Source organism: Microbacterium sp. AB, assembly GCF_032878875.1.
GTDB lineage: Bacteria > Actinomycetota > Actinomycetes > Actinomycetales > Microbacteriaceae > Microbacterium > Microbacterium betulae.
Map to the genome: position 1 here is coordinate 2,816,473 of NZ_CP118157.1, position 15,602 is coordinate 2,832,074.

The following is a 15,602-nucleotide window of genomic DNA, read 5'->3' on the forward strand; positions in this document are numbered from 1 at the left end:
CGCGATCTCAGCCGGACTACGACGAGGCTATGTCGTCCTCCAGCGACTTGACCGCTCGCGCCAGCTGGGGCGCTGCGTACGACCATCGGCACTGAGGAGAAAAGGCCTTCGCCCTCTCGACCAGTTCAGAACGGCGTGCAGGATCCGACGCGATGCCCGCGACGGCTCGAGCGAGGTCCTCCGGGTCATCGGCACTCACGAGCGCCCCGTAGCCCTCACTGAGCATGTCGACCTGCGCAGGGATGTCCGTTGCGATCACAGGCACACCCGCCGCAGCGGACTCGAGCATCTTAAACGGCGTCGTCACCTTCGCCATCGACCCTGTGTTCGACTTCGGACACAGGGTGACGAGGGCACCCGCAACGTATCCCGCAAGTTCTTCCGGTCTGCGACGCCCCAACCATTCGAGCGTCGGTCCCTGCGCGGCTTCGACCGCCTCCGCCTTTGCACCATCCCCGATCACGAGCAGTTTGAGGCCACGAGGCCACGAGGCAGACCGGTGCGCCTCCAGCATGTAGTCGATTCCCTGCCACGGCGCCAGGCCTCCGAAGAACAGCACGTAGGGCTCGCCGATATCGACCGGATCGGCGTCGAAGAACACGTCTGAGACACCGCTGGGCATCACCTCGATCGGCACGTCGGCTCTGGCGGAGCGTTCAGACCGGACCCAATCGGCGAGTCCGCGGTTCACGCACAGCACGTAGGATCCCATCCCCAGGCTTCTCGTCATGAGCTTGCGGATACCGGGAACACGGCGGAGCCACGGGTTCGTCTCGTACGTGGAATCGTCGTTCCCTTGAACCAGCAGGAGCACTCTCCCGCCTTTACGACGCCATCGAGGCGCGACGAAGGCGACGAACGGATGCCACCGTGTGACGAGAACACCCCGGTGAGCGGCTCGACGCGCCGCCCGCACGAGCCCGATCAGGCGCGAGATCTTTCCCAGAGCACTCTCGTTCACAGCCTCGGAGAAGATCTGCGACCTCACCGGGATCCCCGCGGAATCCAGCCGCGAGCGCGTTCCGTCCATATGGGTGCGGGCCGCAGAGCCGACGCGCGTCGACTCCATCCACAACATGGTGACGCCAACGGGCGGGGTGTTCTCCGTGCTCATCGAGGTCCAATCGTAGAAGCTTCGACATCCCGGGTGGAATCACCCGACCAGTTCCAGGCCGGCGCTCTTCCCGCCCGGAGCCTCCCCGATCGCAGCGACTGCATAAGCACGAGAGCCAACGGCATGAGCGGGGTGAAGTGTCTGAGAGCAGAGCCGTAGTCCGGCTCGAACACTGCCTGGACGACACCCACCGCAAGGATGAGCGAAAGCGCCCGCCTTGCCAACGATCCGTCGAGGACGCTGCGAGAAGGCCAGCGAACCTCCGAGCGGGCAGCCATGAGCGGGAAGAGTTTGGCGAACCCGATCCCCAGCATCACGACGATGTACGCGATGCTCGCCGTGAAGGGCAACAGGACGGGCAGGTAGAGAAGCCAGTAGTTCACGAACACATCGACTGCCCCGCCCAGGGGCTGGGCGGCCGGTTCCAAGGGGACGATCAAGGTGTTCGCGTTGAGATGCCCTTGGACGACTGTCCTGTAGTGGTTGGGATCGACGCCGAGCGCGACGAAGAAGGCCATGCCCACGGCGACGGACGCAAAGGCTCCCCCGGCCAGCAGGTACCGTATGCGGGCCTGCCAGAGCGTGATCAGTCGATATGCCGCATAGGCGAACGCGACGATCGCCCAGTAATCGCGGAAGAAGTAGGCATACAACAGCATCGCCCCTACCCCGACGACGTCCCACAAGATGCGACGAGGCAGCGAGATGAGCAACACGACAGGAATCAGGACGAACACGTCCTTCGAGTACTGCCCGAGATAGATGCTCGACAGCAGAAACGCCGAGACGATGTAGAGCGCGACCGGCAGGCTCGCGGTGCGGCGGCCGGTCCGGAACAACGCCACGAGGATGACGGCACTGGCCGCGAGATATCCAACGATCGCCGCCGCGGTCGGAGCGTCCCCGAGGCCGATCCATCGATAGACGATGCCCACCGGCGTGTAAGAACGATCGGTGAAATCCGGGACTCGGCCACTCGCGATGTTGTAGATGCGGTTGGCGTCGCGGTTGAACTGATCGGGCAGAACCTCCTCGCGCAGCAGTGTCACAGCAAGACCGAGCGCGAAGCCGAGGATGATCGCCACTTGGAAGAACAACTCGTCGAGACGAGAGGAGTACCTGAGTCGGCGCGGACGCTGCCGAGCGAAGTCACGACGCAACGGCTTGTCTTCCATGCCCCTCACAACCGTCTCCGCAACGCTCGAAGGATGTCCTCGAACCGGCTTCCACACATTGATACCGCGATCCGCCGACCCGTCTCACGGGGCGAGCCACGCACAACCATGCAACTCTATCCCGACGGCCGCGACGCTCCCTCCGACGTTCTGCGATCTGGAGCCGGAGGTAAGGTGGAGGGGTGCCGTGACAGGGGCACTTCTTCATCCCGGGCGTCGAGAACGTCGGCCACGCACCCAGGGCGTGAGCAAAAGGCGCCATCGTCAGAAAGCAACGCCCCATGCCAGTCGAAGTCGTCCATTTCAATCCCCTCCGCCGTCGGCCGGGACTGCGAGGCCGCTTCGTGCCGAAGAGGCCGCTGAACAACTTCGGCGACCTGATCGGCCCGATCATCGTCTCCCATCTGATCGAACAACGAGCACTCCGGCAGCCCGACCGCGAGCACCGGCTGCTCGCGGTCGGCTCGATCATGAAGCTCTCCCGACCCGGAGACACCGTCTGGGGCACTGGAGTGAATGGGAAGTCGATGGATGCGGGGGCCGCCCCCGACATCGATGTACGCGCCGTCAGAGGACCAAGGACGCGAGAAACACTTCTCGGTCTGGGAACGGATGTCCCCGAAGTCTACGGCGACCCCGCTCTTCTCTGGTCTCGATTCTGGCCACGCGAGGACTACTTGCGAGACAACGGTGGCCACACCCGCCACGAGGTCACTGTCGTCCCCAACTTCCACGACCGGGACAAGGCCGTCGGACCTCACGTCGTGGATCCCCTCCAAGACCCGTTCGAAGTCGTCCGCGAGATCGCGTTGAGCGACTTCGTCTGCGGATCCTCGCTCCACGGGATCGTGATCGCCGAGTCCTTCGGCATCCCCGCGCGCCTGGTGAAGCCGGGGGCGGAGCCGTCATTCAAGTACGACGACTACTACGCGGGAACCGGCCGCGAAGTGCATTCTGCTGCCACGTCGGTCGACGAGGCGATCAGACTCGGCGGAGAGCCGCCCGCCGTCTTCGACGGCGACGCGCTGCTCGCGGCGTTCCCAGAAGACCTCTGGGACAAGGCGGGCTGACGGCCAGAGGGTCAACATCCTGGAGCCAAGGCGGCGACGCTCGCGGAGACCCCGGACAGCGTCGCGCGTGCGGATGTCAGGTCGGAGAAGAACGTCTCTCTCTGCGCGAGCGCCGCGAGCCAGACCTCTTCGGAAGATGCTGAGCCGTCGTCCGCGCAGAAGGGCAGGGACGCGACGGTCTTGAGCGAGCGGATTACCTTCTCGGGGGATCCGGTGCTGAATCCCAGGGGCACCGCGCCCTCGGTGTAACCGACGATCAGAGCATGGATACGGTCGCTGACGACGGCAACCGCGTCGCCATACACCGCGCGGACCTTCCGTTCATGCACGGCGTGATCATCCTCCGCACTCCACTCGACGATCTCTGCATCGAGGCGAGAAGCCAATTGGCGCGCGCGATCGACGTCCCTCCTGACCTGCACGACGACGACGATTCGGGTGCCCGTCGTCTCTGAGACCCGCTGCACGGCGTCATACCAATCGTCCGCTGGGGCGGGTCTGTCTCCCCTCATCGCGACGGCCACGATCGCACGGTCGGAATGGGTGCGCCAGTCATCGCGCTCGCTTCCCAGTTTGAAGGCCCAATCGGGCTGGACGTCGCCGATCCCGAAGGCGTCGCGTGTCCAGCGATCGCGCCACGTGACCACGTCCGCGCGCGACGCCAGCGCAGAGAGCGAGGTGTGTTCCGCAGACGTCCCCGGGCGAAGACTGATGCCTGCCATGACGACGCGCCCGCCGCGCAAGGACACCAAGCGTGCGAGGATCGGCTGCCATCGTCCCTTACGCTCCTCCTCGGGCGTTCCGACGACCTCGCCGGTGTTGATGCCCAGGACGATTCTTCTCGTCAGCGCATACCGTCCAGCGTGCAGCAGCCAGGCCATCGGAGACGTGTAGACCACGTCCCCGTCCCTCAGTCCGAGCCCAGATGTGTACCCGGCATCGGGGCCGGCATAGACGTGCAGGGTCCCGACCGGTCGCAGAGCGTCCAGATAGGCGCGGCGGAGCAACGAGTCCCCGATGTTGTCTCGTTGTCCCCCTGCATTCACGAAGACCGGCGCCTGCTTGCGCTCAGCGGCCACCCGAGCAGCTTCGCGGAAGGTGTCAGCGTAAGCGGCTGCGACAGCACGCCAGTCTCTCGAAGAGAGATTCGGTGCTCGCCGCTCCGACTCACGGACCTGATGAAGCGCGTTTCGCAACGCCTCGGCATCGAATCGGCCTTCGTACTGGATGACCCATCCCGCGCCGACCTCGCGCGCGATGGCCTCGTTCGCCTCCGACGCAGGAACGATCACGGGGCGACGGAGGGACAGAGCGACGAGCACGACACCGGAATTGTGCATCTCACTGTACGGGAGCACGATCGCCTCAGCGGAGGTCATCTCTTGGACCATCTCGGCGTCGCTGACGTGCTCGAGACGGAGAGCCACGTGAGCGTCGTCGCGGTCCCACGCCGAGACCCTCGCCTCGAGTTCCGCTCCCACGGTCGCTGACGGCTTGCCGACGATGCGGAGCTCATCGCCTTCCTCCGCAGCGTCTCGAAACGCGTCAAGCAATGCGGGTACCGACTTGTAGGGCTCGATCCTCCCGAAGAATAGGAGGCGTCCTTGCCGAGGCTCTGCGGCCGTGAACGAGCCCAGCTCTTCCTGATAGTCCCCATGGGGAATCACACGCACGACTTCGTCGGGCTGCACCGCCGTCGCGGAATTCAGCAGTACTCGCACAGTTGTCAGGCGTTCCAGCTCTCCGAGGAGGCGGCGTTCCATGGAGTCGCCACGCTCGTGTGGCTCGAGGTTGTGCTGCGTGCGCACAACCGGGGTCTTCGTGAGCCGCAACCGCAGCAGAAGCATGCGGAACAGGATGCGCTGAACTGCACGCGCCCACGTCTTGCGTGATCGGATCAGGAACTCCGGCCAATGCACGTGGAAGACGTCGTAACGGGCAAGAAGCGCGTGCGTCCAGCGGAAGTAGGTGAACACGATGTCGTCGGGCGCGTACCTCACCACCTGATCGATGTACTTGATCGTGCGCCCCGGGGCTGCGACGGACTCGAGTACTCGAAGCGGCTTCGTGCTCAATGTGGTCCCCGGCGTTCCTGATTCGTCTGCGACTTCCCGCGGCTCTCGAAGCGGGATGCAAGCACCTCTGGCGTCCATCGCCGAAGCGCGTGGTGAGCTCTCATCCTAACGAGCCTGCTTCGTCCTTCCCCGACGAGGCCGCACCGCGAGCGGCGACTCGTCGGCCAGGGAAGCGAGGAGCCCACCAGGTCGCCGTGTCAGAATCGGCCTCGGCACATGCACACCGACCGGGTCACAGCGGGCAACGGACGCGAAGGCGATCGGACTCACAACGTAACCGCGCCTTCACCGACATGACGCCCCGCGATCACGTGCCGAGAAAGAGGAACGGCATCGCAGACCATCCTTTGAGCGACAACGGCTCACACGATGCCCGTCCTCACGACTCGCTGATCAGCCGACGGCAGATGCTCCACGCAGGATTCTTCGGTGTGCTCGGGGCCTCGCTCGTGCTGCGCGGCTGGGACCTCGCCGACCCCACGCCGCGCGAGAGTTCCCTTCTCGCGGACGACGCGGAGCCGACGCCTCAGCTACAGGGTGATGGCTTCCTGGTCCGCGCTGAGGGCAAGAGGCCTGCGATCCTCCTCTGCACCGCGGAGGGCACCCCCGTCCAACGATTCCGGGGGTTCCGCTTCCGCGAGATCGTCTTCACCTCAGGCGTCGCCGTGTTGGCCCACGCAGACGACGGAGCCGCCGCGATCCGCGTCGACTACGCGCCCGTGGACGACGTCGCCGGAACCGTACGCGCTCATTTCATCCCCCGCGGCCGGAAGCTGGAGATCACGTTCGACTTCCACGATTTCGAGTCCCTCACTCCGAAGGAAGGGATGATCCTGCGTGAGACATACTCCCGTGACCCCGTCGTCGAGACGGCACACGGCGTATTCGACTGGGAAAGGGATCCGCGCGGCGGCGTCCCGTTCCAGAGAAGCGGGCGCTTCGTGTACGTGCAAGAGCGCGACGGCGCGCACCTCGCTCTCGTGACAAAGGGCTCGGCGACCGAGTGGCGTGACAACCGGGCGCTCCATCTACCCCCGACGGAGCTCTCGAGCAGTCATCATCGTTCCACCCTCATCGCGATTCTCGGGGATGAGTCGCGTCCGCCGATACTCGATGCCGTGGCGAGCGACGCGCCCCTCGCCGGTATGCTCGCGACCTCGCCGCCCTACAATATCTGGGAGGGCACGGACGACTCCCTCCCCGTCACAGCCAGCGTCTTCAACGGCGGCGATGTGCGGGACGTCGAGCTCAGGTGGATCGCCCATGACTTCGACGGGGGTGTCGTCTCCGAAGGTTCCCGCACCCTCCGGATGGAGACCGGTGCCGTAAGCGATGTCGAGGTGCAGATCGCCCTCAGAGATCGGGGCATCGCCTTCGTCGAGCTCTCCGCCCGCTCCCAGGAGGACGAGACCTACACACGGACCAACGTGGCCGTCCTCCCCGCGCACGAGTACGGCGACGACGCGGCGGCATCGATGTTCGGGATCGCGGCCGCCTATCTCTTCGGCCCACCCGAGGAAAGAGCGCTCCTCCGACGCATCGGCGTGCGGCGCAGCCGGCACACCTACTTCAGCGAGGCGGAGCTGCAGAAGTACGGCTTCACTCAGCATCGCATGCGCACACCGCAATCGCTCGATGCGTTCGACGGCGACGCCGAAGGCCTTGACACCTATGTGGCCGAGGAGCTCGATCGTGCGGAAGAAGCGGGGGCGACACACTACGAGCTCGCCAACGAGTTGAACCGCTGGGGCGAAGGCGCCTTCTCCGGTGACGGCGCCGCGCTGTACGTCCAGAAGTGGGTGCGGGCGTTCCGGCGGGGCATCCGCGGACGTGCGTCCGACATCGGGCTCATCGCCGTTGGCCTCGCCGGGATGGATGTGCCCTACGCGCGGGCGATGTTCGAGGCAGACCTGGCGGAGTACGCCGACGCGTTCAACCTCCACCCCGGTCGAGGCAACGTCACACCCGACTACGCACCGGATTGGCAAGCGGTCGAGAGCGGGGAGGATCGTTCGTGGAACTACTTCGGCGCCCTCAAGGAGGCCCGTGCACTGATCGACGCGTACGCGCCGGGCGGCATGGAGCTCTGGCTCACGGAAGTCTACGCGTGCACCCGCCCGAACGCATGGTGGGACGACTCATACCGCCACGCCGCCGAGAACATCGTCCTCTCCGCTGCTCTCGCTCTCTCCGTCGGCGTCACGTCCATGATGTGGTTCCAGCTCTACGACAACATCAAGGCCAACCCCTACGGTGCCCGTCCCTATGACCGCGAGCATCACTTCGGATTGCTGCTGCGCGACCTCAGTCCCAAGCCGTCTCTACTGGCCTACGCGGCGGCGGCGGAGAACCTCGACGGGGCGGACTTCCGACGCTGGATTGAGTTCGACGACGAGAACGTTCGCGGCATGCTCTTCTCGACCCCACGAGGCCCTCTGGCGCTGCTCTGGTATCGAGCCGACGGTCACCGGCTCAACACCGAGGAGGAACGCGATGAGAGCTTCTACCCGACACCTGAGCCCTGGATCGATACCTGGGCCACACACAAGACCATGAGACTGAGGACGACAGCCGAGGAGGTCGTCGAGGTCGACTGCATTGGTCGACGCAGAGTTCTCGCCGCCCACGACAGCGTCGCGCAGATCACGATCGACGGTGCCGTGAGAATGTACTACGGACTAGATACGACCGATCTCCGCACCGCGGTGAACGTGCCAGGGGGCCATCGGCAGATCTGAGGATCGTCAGATCATCGGCCCTGCCGCGACTCGACGATCGTCCTGAGCTCGGGGTCGAGCAGCGCATCCCGGAACGACATGGTAAACGCGACCGACAGATGGTTCGAGTCCTGGTACGCGGGGATGCTGCCCACGATCGCATGACAGACGTCCTCATCGCACAGGACATCGGTGTAGTCCACGAAATGCAAGGCCGGATCGTCGATCGCCTCTGCCGCGCGTTGGAGTCCCGTCTCTCTGCGGGCCTCGTCGCGCGGGCGTGAGCAAGGATCCATGGTCTCGGCGCCTTCGGCAAGCACGCAGTCCACGATCGGCTCAGACAACGTCGGGACGTCGTCGATGACGATCACGTCCTTGCCTGCCTCCAGCCAGAGCGTCCATGCCTCCATATATCCCGTGCCGGGGTCTGCGGTGCCGTCCTCGTAGCGGTAGGCATTCGCGCGCGCGCTGGTCACCACGACGTCGATGGAAGGGTCATTCGCGATCTCGCGGATCAGGGTGTCGCGCCAGGTCCAGCATTCCGCCGGGCTCGCGGAACCACCGGATATGCGGAGGTCGGGATCCAGACTCGGGACGCAGCCGCCGAGCAGGTGCGTCGTGATGCGCATCCCGTAGTCGTCGGATAGGTTGCGGACCGCCATTCGCCACATCGACAGATGGGAGTCTCCAATGAGCGCGACGTTCAGCGACTGCTCGCCCTCCGGCACTCCCGCCACGCATTCGCTCGACGACACTCCGGCTATGCCGTCGTCCGAGCAGGCGAACCACTCTGTTCCCCCTGCCTCGCCCGCGAACGTGTCGGTGGGAGCGTCCTCGAGATACGTGGCGTCCGCGAGGAGATGCGAGGCGGGACAATCCGCTCCGCTGAGCACGGCTTGTGCACCGAAGCAGTCGCCTCCTTCGGCAGCTTGCGCCATCAGCTCCGCGTGCACGGCGTCGGCGCGCATCTGCGCGATCGCGGTTCCGCCGAGCAGTCCTCCGCCGACCACTGTCATCGCGACGAGCGCGGCCGCCAGCACCTTACGAGGGCGCATAGCGGCCAGCGGCCCGAAGCGCACCGGGTCCTCGACGAAGCGCTTGGTGAGCGCGGCGAGCACCAACGTGATGATGAGGATCACCACCTTCTCGCTCGCCAAGAGGTCGTGTCCGAGGAGGTACGGAGCGACGACGATGAGCGGGAAGTGCCAGAGATACGCCGAATAGCTGATGTCGCCGAGCGCCTGCACCGGACGCCAGCCCGTCACGTCTCGGAGCGCCCAGGGATGATCCGCCTCGCCGATGCCGATCACGAGCATCGTGGCGACGACGGGGAGCAAGGCCGCCCAGCCCGGCACGCCAGAGGCAGAGTCGAGGACGAAAGCGCTCGATGCGAGCGCCGCCCATCCGATCCACACGAGGGGCAGGAGCCGGAGACGCCATCTGTCGGTTACTGCCGGCATCAGAGCCAGGAGTCCTCCCGCTGCGAACTCCCATGCCCGAGCAGTCGTCTGGAAGTACGCCGCCTCAGGTTCGGCGCCCACCGCGTGCTGCGCCCACAGGAGCGAGGCGAGCAGGATGAGCGAGAGGGCTATGACGAGCACCCTCCGTTGGGTCCGTGCTGCAAGCTTGCGGGAGAGAAAGAACACCGCGACGAGGATCACCGGCCAGAGCAGGTAGAACTGCTCCTCCACGGAAAGCGACCAGTAGTGCACGACGAGCGTCTGCCCGGCCTCCTGCGCGAAATAGTCGAGCGACTGACCCGCGAGCGCCCAGTTGAGCACATACAGCGCAGCCCAGCCGATCTGAGCGAGGTCGTCCTGCCGCACGGCTGAGGGGAGGACGAAGAATGCCAACGCCGCGCTGACGAGCAGCACGAGCAACGCCGCCGGCAGGAGCCGCCTGGCACGTCTCGCCCAGAAGCGTCCGAGTGCGATACGTCCTGACTGGTCCTGTTCGCGCAGGAGATGCGACGTGATGAGGAAGCCCGAGACGACGAAGAAGACGTCGACCCCGACGTATCCTCCGGGAGCGTGCTCCGGCCACAGGTGGTTGAGGATCACGAAGAGCACCGCGACCGCGCGGAGCGCCTGGATGTCGCCGCGGAGCGGCGGTCGTTGAGTGATCACGGACCGAGCCTAGGGTGTTGCGACGGCTCTGCGCGGCGAGGGTGATCGACCGTTCTCAGCCATGCACGGATTTCTCGATCCTGTCCCACATCGACACGCCGATACTTCTCGCATACGCGTCCGATGGGTGAGCGCCATCCGGACGCGCGAGGTAACCGTCGATCACGGGCGGGCAGACGTCGTCGATGCAGAAGTACCAGCGGCTGTCTATCAGCGGCACTCCCGTCGCCTCCGTCGCCCGTCGCATCGCCGTGAGATGGCTCTGGCCACCGGCCACGAAGGTGCAGGCGAGCGGTCCGTCGTACTCGTCGAAGCAGTCGCCCATCGAACGCGTACGCGGCACGGAGGTGATCACCATCGTCTCACCTGCACCTGCCACCGTCTCTATCGTGTGCGTCATGCCGTCCGACACCTCTGCGATGGCATCGTCCCCCTCTGCCCCGTCCTCAAGGCGCGAGACGGTCGTCGACGTCTCGCTCAACAACACGAGGTCCGGCGCCGTCGCCGCGACGTACTCGAAAGCACGTTCGCGGAAGTCGTCGCATCCGGGATATCGGGTTCCCGTGTCGCGCACGACGGACACGTCTGACGCGGGACACATCTCCGCGGTGAGGTCGACGATCCGCCATCCTTCGTCTGCGAGCACGTCGTCCAACGCCGTCGCCCAGGTGATGGCCACGGAGTCTCCCAGGATGACAAGCGTCTTATCCCCCACGGGATCGCCGTAGACGCATCGCTCAACGAGGTCGTCGAACGCGTCCGCAGGATTCATTCCTTCGCCCAGACAATGATCTACCGACCACGCCCGCACGTACTTCTCGCTCCGGGCGGACCCCACACGAGGGGTCAGGTCACTCGGCCATTCCTCGACGGCGAGCGCCTCCACCACCGTCTGGTTCGCTTCCGGCGAGGCCAGGGCCTCCGGAGAGATCTGGTCGAGAGGGTTCTTCACGGGCACGAGTATGAGACCGGCGACGATCGCGGCCACGGTGGCGACGCTGGCCGCGCCCGCCGTGATCAGACCTCGACGTCGAGAGCGGAGCCAGCTGCCCCAGCCGGGGCGCGTCGCGCCCGGTGCGAGGAGAGGCGACTTGTGGAGAGGCTCCTCGACGAGGTGATACGCACAGACGCTGAGGGCGAACGCCACCGCGAGGAAGACGAGGTCTCCCTTGCGGCCCGCGTCGGGATAGAGGAACGTCCCGACGATGATGACGGGGAAATGCCAGAGGTAGAGGCTGTAGGAGATGTTGCCGACATAGACGGCGACGGGGTTCCTGAGCAGAGGGTTCGCCCGCGCCTCCCGTCCGATGCCCGAGACGATGACCGCAGCTGCGCCCAACGTCGGGAGAAGCGCCCCCGGTGCCGGCCATGGCGTCGCGGAGTCGAGAAGGAACAGCGATGCCAGCATCGCGATGATTCCGCCGTAGACCAGCACGACCCTGGACCATCCCGTCAGTCCCTGGAAGACCGGCGCCAGGACGGCGAGAAGGGCTCCGAGGCCGAGCTCCCACCCGCGAGTGAGCGTGGAGAAGTACGCGACGGACGGTGCCGTGATCGCCTGGATCAGTGCCCAACCGAACGACAGTACGATGATGACGCCGATCGCGCTCCCTGCGACAGAACGCGCGCCCCGCGACGTGAGCGCACCGCGCCGCGCGAACAGGAGCAGGAGGAGGAGAAGGAGCCACGGCCAGACGAGATAGAACTGCTCCTCCACCGACAGCGACCAATAGTGCTGCAGCGGCGACGTCCCGGAGTTCTCGTCGAAGTAGTCGGTGCTGTTGCTCGCCAGGTGCCAGTTCTGGACGAAGAGGAACGACCAGAGGCCGTCCCAGACAACACCCCTCGCCTTCGACGCCGGGAGCAGAAAATATCCCACGACCGCGGTGGTCAGGATCACCAGCGTGGCCGCGGGCACGAGCCGTTTCGCTCGGCGCGTGTAGAAGACGCGGAACGAGATCGTCCCCGACCGCTCGTACTCGCGCAGCAGCAGCCCGGTGATGAGGAAACCGGAGATGACGAAGAAGATGTCGACGCCGACGAAGCCACCGGGCAGGCGATTGGCCCACAGGTGGTTCCCGACGACCGCGAGTACCGCCAGCGCACGCAGTCCTTGGATGTCGCGGCGTTGAGCGCTGCGGATAGACCGATCGTGCGTATCAGTTGATGTAGTGGTCAACGTGCAACTCCGGCATCGCCTCTGCGCGGAGGACCCCTCCGCGCAGAGGGAGAGAGCTCGACGCCGTTCCGCAGTCGGTCATCGACATGCCGCCCGATGTCGGCAGCGCACGGGAGCACTCTACGACGGTTCAGGTACTTTCCCGACGCGCCAAGTCGAAAACGCACTCGCTCATCGCTTGGAAGCGATAATCGCCTCCGCTCGCGAAAGACGAAGCGAGGAGCCGTTCTTGATCTGCCATCGCATCCCTCAATCCGTCGTTCCATTTTTCGACAAATGTCGAAACAGCGTTTCTCAGCGAGGCGGATGAGACATCACGGCAGGTTGTCCCCGTTGCTCGCTCCATAGACGGCATTCCCCGAGACCTCCCTGACCGCTACGCCGGCGGGAATCGAGATTCCGTCGCGCTTGCTCCTCACTGGTCCGCGACGGTGTTCCCGGCGACGCGTATCGACTACCGGCCACGGCCGTTCGACAGCCTCGCAGCCAAGGCCGGTAGCCTGGACTCGTGCAGAAGTCTCGATTCGTCTGGGCGCCCGTGATCCCGTTCGCATTTGTGACGACGCTCGGGTACGCGTGCCTCATCGCAGCCTGGCTGCTCGACGACTGGCGTCTGGGTATCGCCGTCGCATGGGGTGCGATCACGTTGGTCTGCTTCGTCAGCTCCTATATCTGGCAGCGCGTTGCTCATCGCGCGCAACAGGATCCTGTCCCGCCGCAGTTGATCAGGTGACCGGCAGCTCGGTCGCCGATCACGTTGCCTGATCCGCCCCATGGCCTCTCCTTCCGATGTCGGGGGCCAGCCCGTCCAGGCCGCATCGTCGGACACTCACCCCAGCAGCCCTCGCAGGAACCGCCGCCGCACCCCTGAGATGTCCGTGCCGGACCGCGTCGGATGGACGCGGTTCGTGAGGAGCACCGCCACCCGTCCGCTCTGCAGTGACATGGCGAAACAGGTCCCGGTGAATCCGGTGTGCCCGACGGCGTCGACGTCCCCCATCCACGACCGATCACGCACCCGCAGACCGATCGCCTGCCCGTAACCGACGGCCGACACGACCGCCGGGGTCGTCATCATCCGCACGCTCGATGCCGACAGCACCGAACCCTCGCATGGGGGCAATTGCGCTTGTCTCGTTCATCGGCTCATGCATCTGGCGCTGCTGTCCGGAGACATGAAAGAGGTCCTGTCGAAGCCTCGGCTTCGACAGGACCTCTTCAGCGGACCAGTCAGCTGGAGCGCGAGCGCAACACGAGGACGAGCCATCCCCCGACGAGCAGCGAAAGCGCAACACCGGCGAAGACCCAGTCGCTTCCGGCGGAATCGGTGACGACGAGGTCTGTGTGCGGCTCGTCGTCGGTTGGCGCCACCACCGGCTGCGTCGGAGTCGGCGCCGGTGTCGGCTCGGAGGTGCCCGGCGCATCCGGCGTCGAAGAAGCAGGCTCATCAGCGTGGTCCTGCGGCACGGGGGTCGACTCATCCGGCTTCGGCGACGGAGTCGTGGGGTCCGGTGTGGGCACCGGCTCCGAAGGCGACGGACTCGGTTCCGGTTCCGGTTCCGGAGCCGGTTCAGGCGACGGAGTCGGTGTCGATTCCGGTGTCACCTCCGGTGTCGGAGTCGGAGTCGGAGTCGGTTCCGAAGGCGACGGTGTCGGTGTTACCTCCGGCGTCGGTTCAGGCGTCGACTCCGGAGTCGGTGTCGGAGTCGGAGTCGGAGTCACCTCCGGAGTCGGAGTCGGAGTCGGAGTCACCTCCGGAGTCGGAGTCACCTCCGGCGTCGGGGTCGGTGTCACCTCCGGCGTCGGACTCGGCTCTGGAACGACCGATGTCCCCTCGTTCGTCAGAGTGACCGTCACCGTCTCACCGGTACCCAGCGCGAAGTCGTTGTCGGAGAAGACCGGGGTCTCCCACCTCACATCTGCCGGGTCTTCAGGGAGATTCTCCTCGAGATGGACGATCGAGCCGGCCGCGTAATCGGGACTCGTCCAGGTCGAGCCCTCGGTCACGCTGAAGACGCCTTCCGATGTCGACCCGTCCGGCGAGGTGACCGTATACGTCCCCTCGAAGACAATGCCGTCGACGGGATCGCCGTTCCAGATCACCGTCTTCTCGATCACGAAGGACCCGACCGAATCGCCCGATCCCGTGCCCCCGCCGCCGAACCGCAAGACCTCTCCGATGACTTCGACGCGCGTCTCGCCTTCGATCTCGACGGAGGCGCCGTTCGAGTACGTTTCGGCAGCTCCGCCATCCGTCGCGTACGTGTGATAGCGGACCGCGTAGACCCAGCCCTCCTGCGATGTGAAATCGACGCGTGCGCCGTCATCCGACACGACGAAGGCATCCGCCGGAAGTTCGCGCCAGTTCACCGGGGCGCCTGTCCCGGGGTCGAACTCATCCGTGCCGACGAGGACCGTGTCTTCAGCGATGAGATCGAGATTCTCGCCGCCCGTGTCGATCACGGTGACGTCGATGCCTCCCTCGCCCACCGTGGTTCCGGGCCCCGAACGGACGTTGACCTCCCACCAGATGGTGTCGTCCGTACGGTCGTACCACCCCCACTTTCCGTTCCACTGGCCTCCCCATTCGCAGTCGTCGCAGGAGCCTTCCGGCGGTGTCACCGTGATGCTCGTCGAGAGGTCGTCGAACTCATAGACGACCTCGGTCTCTTCTGTGACCTCCGTCGTCACCTGCACCCAGAAAGCGAAGGTTCCCTCGAGATTGAGCGGATGCGCGGCGATGTAGTCGCTGTCGAGGTCGCACACGATCTGCGTCTGCGACACCTCGCAGTGGCCCATCTCCACGCCATCCGGGTCGAGCAGGGCGAAGTCATCGGTGAGTCCCTGCAGGTCACCCGGAAGATCGACGACGAAGCCGGCGGGTGTCTGCGGGTTGTCCGGGAGGGTCCAATGCCCGCTGATCTCCGCATCGGCACCGGACGCGACCTCGTCGGATGTGAACTCTAGCTGGTCGATGGTCGCTTCCGTCGTGTACGGGGGCGCTGCGACTGCGGCACCTGCTCCGATCGACGCGAGCGCGAGCGATGCGAGCGCCGTCGCGGCTGCGAACAACCGTGACCGACGTTTCCGTGATCTCATCCTTGATCCCATCCCGCCACCCTCGGGATGCGGGTAGCCGTCACTGA

General features: G+C 65.6%; 10 protein-coding genes. 3 read left to right on the top strand and 7 right to left on the bottom strand.

Annotated elements, in window-relative coordinates; genetic code table 11:
* Nucleotides 1-16: 16 nt before the first annotated feature.
* Both N8K70_RS13340 and N8K70_RS13345 read right to left on the bottom strand, forming a co-directional pair.
* Complete coding sequence (locus N8K70_RS13340; RefSeq protein WP_317138835.1) at nt 17-1,114, bottom strand: glycosyltransferase family 4 protein; 1,098 nt, start codon at nt 1,112-1,114, stop codon at nt 17-19.
* On the bottom strand, nt 1,111-2,289 hold the full coding sequence (locus N8K70_RS13345; protein WP_317138836.1) for a hypothetical protein: 1,179 nt from the start codon (nt 2,287-2,289) through the stop codon (nt 1,111-1,113). Before N8K70_RS13345 ends, N8K70_RS13340 begins: the two co-directional genes overlap by 4 nt.
* 281 nt (nt 2,290-2,570) lie before the next feature.
* On the opposite strand from N8K70_RS13345, the gene N8K70_RS13350 reads away from it, so the two are divergent.
* Nucleotides 2,571-3,359 (top strand): polysaccharide pyruvyl transferase family protein, encoded by a 789-nt coding sequence (locus N8K70_RS13350; protein WP_317138837.1) that lies wholly within the window; start codon nt 2,571-2,573, stop codon nt 3,357-3,359.
* An 11-nt stretch (nt 3,360-3,370) separates the two neighbouring features.
* Here the strand turns inward: N8K70_RS13350 and N8K70_RS13355 are convergent, their stop codons facing one another.
* Nucleotides 3,371-5,434: a glycosyltransferase gene (locus N8K70_RS13355; RefSeq protein WP_317138838.1), complete on the bottom strand. Its 2,064-nt coding sequence runs from the start codon at nt 5,432-5,434 to the stop codon at nt 3,371-3,373.
* A gap of 293 nt (nt 5,435-5,727) precedes the next feature.
* On the opposite strand from N8K70_RS13355, the gene N8K70_RS13360 reads away from it, so the two are divergent.
* Nucleotides 5,728-8,172, top strand: coding sequence for a hypothetical protein (locus N8K70_RS13360; protein ID WP_317138839.1), 2,445 nt, complete (start codon nt 5,728-5,730; stop codon nt 8,170-8,172).
* 11 nt (nt 8,173-8,183) lie between these two features.
* Here the strand turns inward: N8K70_RS13360 and N8K70_RS13365 are convergent, their stop codons facing one another.
* Both N8K70_RS13365 and N8K70_RS13370 read right to left on the bottom strand, forming a co-directional pair.
* Complete coding sequence (locus N8K70_RS13365) at nt 8,184-10,277, bottom strand: acyltransferase family protein (protein ID WP_317138840.1); 2,094 nt, start codon at nt 10,275-10,277, stop codon at nt 8,184-8,186.
* 55 nt (nt 10,278-10,332) lie between these two features.
* Nucleotides 10,333-12,456 carry an acyltransferase family protein gene (locus N8K70_RS13370; RefSeq protein ID WP_317138841.1) on the bottom strand — a complete coding sequence of 708 codons (2,124 nt, stop codon included), beginning with the start codon at nt 12,454-12,456 and terminating at the stop codon, nt 10,333-10,335.
* A gap of 508 nt (nt 12,457-12,964) precedes the next feature.
* Between N8K70_RS13370 and N8K70_RS13375 the strand changes: the two genes are divergently transcribed.
* Complete coding sequence (locus N8K70_RS13375; RefSeq protein WP_317138842.1) at nt 12,965-13,189, top strand: hypothetical protein; 225 nt, start codon at nt 12,965-12,967, stop codon at nt 13,187-13,189.
* A gap of 96 nt (nt 13,190-13,285) precedes the next feature.
* Here the strand turns inward: N8K70_RS13375 and N8K70_RS13380 are convergent, their stop codons facing one another.
* The gene (locus tag N8K70_RS13380; RefSeq protein ID WP_317138843.1) at nt 13,286-13,531 is read right to left on the bottom strand and encodes a hypothetical protein; all 246 of its coding nucleotides are present in this window, start codon (nt 13,529-13,531) and stop codon (nt 13,286-13,288) included.
* 155 nt (nt 13,532-13,686) lie between these two features.
* Nucleotides 13,687-15,555, bottom strand: coding sequence for a hypothetical protein (locus tag N8K70_RS13385; protein WP_317138844.1), 1,869 nt, complete (start codon nt 15,553-15,555; stop codon nt 13,687-13,689).
* Nucleotides 15,556-15,602 lie beyond the last annotated feature (47 nt).

Excerpts from the sequence above, each read along its gene's own strand:
- N8K70_RS13340 (WP_317138835.1), bottom strand. The coding sequence starts at position 1,114 with ATGAGCACGGAGAACACCCCGCCCGTTGGCGTCACCATGTTGTGGATG.
- N8K70_RS13380 (WP_317138843.1), bottom strand. The coding sequence starts at position 13,531 with ATGACGACCCCGGCGGTCGTGTCGGCCGTCGGTTACGGGCAGGCGATC.
- N8K70_RS13360 (WP_317138839.1), top strand. The coding sequence starts at position 5,728 with ATGACGCCCCGCGATCACGTGCCGAGAAAGAGGAACGGCATCGCAGAC.
- N8K70_RS13345 (WP_317138836.1), bottom strand. The coding sequence starts at position 2,289 with ATGGAAGACAAGCCGTTGCGTCGTGACTTCGCTCGGCAGCGTCCGCGC.
- N8K70_RS13350 (WP_317138837.1), top strand. The coding sequence starts at position 2,571 with ATGCCAGTCGAAGTCGTCCATTTCAATCCCCTCCGCCGTCGGCCGGGA.
- N8K70_RS13385 (WP_317138844.1), bottom strand. The coding sequence starts at position 15,555 with ATGAGATCACGGAAACGTCGGTCACGGTTGTTCGCAGCCGCGACGGCG.